The 1586-nt window shown below is 68.2% G+C and carries 1 protein-coding gene; it reads left to right on the plus strand.

From position 1 onward, the window contains the following. Nucleotides 1-1586, plus strand: a 1586-nt coding sequence (locus tag ACIBLC_RS41960) for an acyltransferase domain-containing protein (RefSeq protein WP_399216751.1), incomplete at both ends; no start/stop codon positions are given.

Raw genomic sequence — 1586 nt, forward strand, 5'->3', positions numbered from 1 at the left:
GTGGCTGGTGTGATCAAGATGGTGCAGGCGTTGCGGCACGGGGTGATGCCGCCCACGCTGCATGTCGATGCCCCGTCGGCGAAGGTGGACTGGACGGCGGGCGCGGTCGAGTTGCTGACGGAGGTGCGGGAGTGGCCTGACACCGGTCGGCCGCGCCGCGCTGGTGTGTCGTCCTTCGGTGTCAGTGGGACCAACGCGCACCTGATCCTGGAACAGGCCCCGCAAGAGCAGCCCGTGACGCCGGTGGAGTCTGTGCCTGAGTCGATGGTGGACGTCGGCGATGGTGTGGTGCCGCTGGTGGTGTCGGCGAGGAGTGCCGGATCTCTGGCGGGCCAGGCCGAGCGGTTGGCGTCCTTTGTGGAGTCCGGCGAGAAGGTGCCCCTGACGGACGTGGCCGCGGCGTTGGTTGCTCGGCGGGCGGTGTTGTCCGAGCGTGCGGTGGCGGTGGCCGGCTCCCGTGAGGAGGCGTTGGCGGGTCTGGAGGCGCTGGCGCGGGGTGAGTCCGATCTTGGTGTGGTCACTGGCGGATTGTCGCCGGCCGCGGTCGGGGGGCGGACTGTGCTGGTGTTTCCCGGTCAGGGTTCGCAGTGGACCGGCATGGGCCGTGAACTCCTGGACTCCTCGCCGGTGTTCGCGGAGCGGATCGCTGAGTGTGCGGCGGCGTTGGAGCGGTGGGTGGACTGGTCGCTGGTGGATGTGTTGCGGGGGGATGCTCCGGTCGAACTCCTGGAGCGCGTGGATGTGGTGCAGCCTGCGAGTTTTGCGGTGATGGTGGGTCTGGCGGCGGTGTGGGCGTCGGTGGGTGTGGTGCCGGATGCGGTGGTGGGTCATTCGCAGGGTGAGATTGCGGCTGCGTGTGTGGCGGGTGCGTTGTCGCTGGAGGACGCGGCCCAGATTGTGGCGGTACGCAGTCAGGTGATCGCCGCAAGTTTGGCGGGCCGGGGTGGTATGGCGTCGGTGGCGCTGCCTGAGGCTGAGGTGCTTGAGCGTATTGCGCGGTGGGCCGGCCGGGTGGAGGTGGCGGCGGTCAACGGTCCGTCCTCGGTGGTGATCGCTGGTGATGCCGAAGCCCTCGACGAAGCTCTCGATGTCCTTGCCGCGGATGGTGTGCGGGTGCGCCGGGTCGCGGTGGATTACGCCTCTCACACCCGGCATGTGGAGGCGATCGAGGAGGTCCTGGGCGAGGCGTTCGCCGACATCCGTGCGCAGGCGCCGTTGATTCCTTTCTACTCGACTGTGACGGGGGAGTGGGTGCGGGAGGCGGATGTCCTGGGCGGCGGTTATTGGTATCGGAACCTGCGTAGCCAGGTCCGTTTTGGTCCCGCCATCGCCGACCTCCTGGGCAACGGTCACACCGTCTTCGTGGAGTCGAGTGCTCACCCGGTTCTGGTCCAGCCGGTCAGCGAGATCGTTGACCAGGCCGGCACAGAGGCTGTGGTCGGTGGTTCGCTGCGCCGTGACGAGGGCGGTCTGCGCCGACTGCTGACCTCGATGGCCGAACTGTTCGTCCGGGGTGTGGTCGTGGACTGGGCGGCAATGCTGCCGGTTGCCGGTGCTTCACACATTGAGCTCCCGACGTATGCCTT

The organism is Streptomyces sp. NPDC050535, assembly GCF_044457665.1.
Lineage (GTDB): Bacteria > Actinomycetota > Actinomycetes > Streptomycetales > Streptomycetaceae > Streptomyces.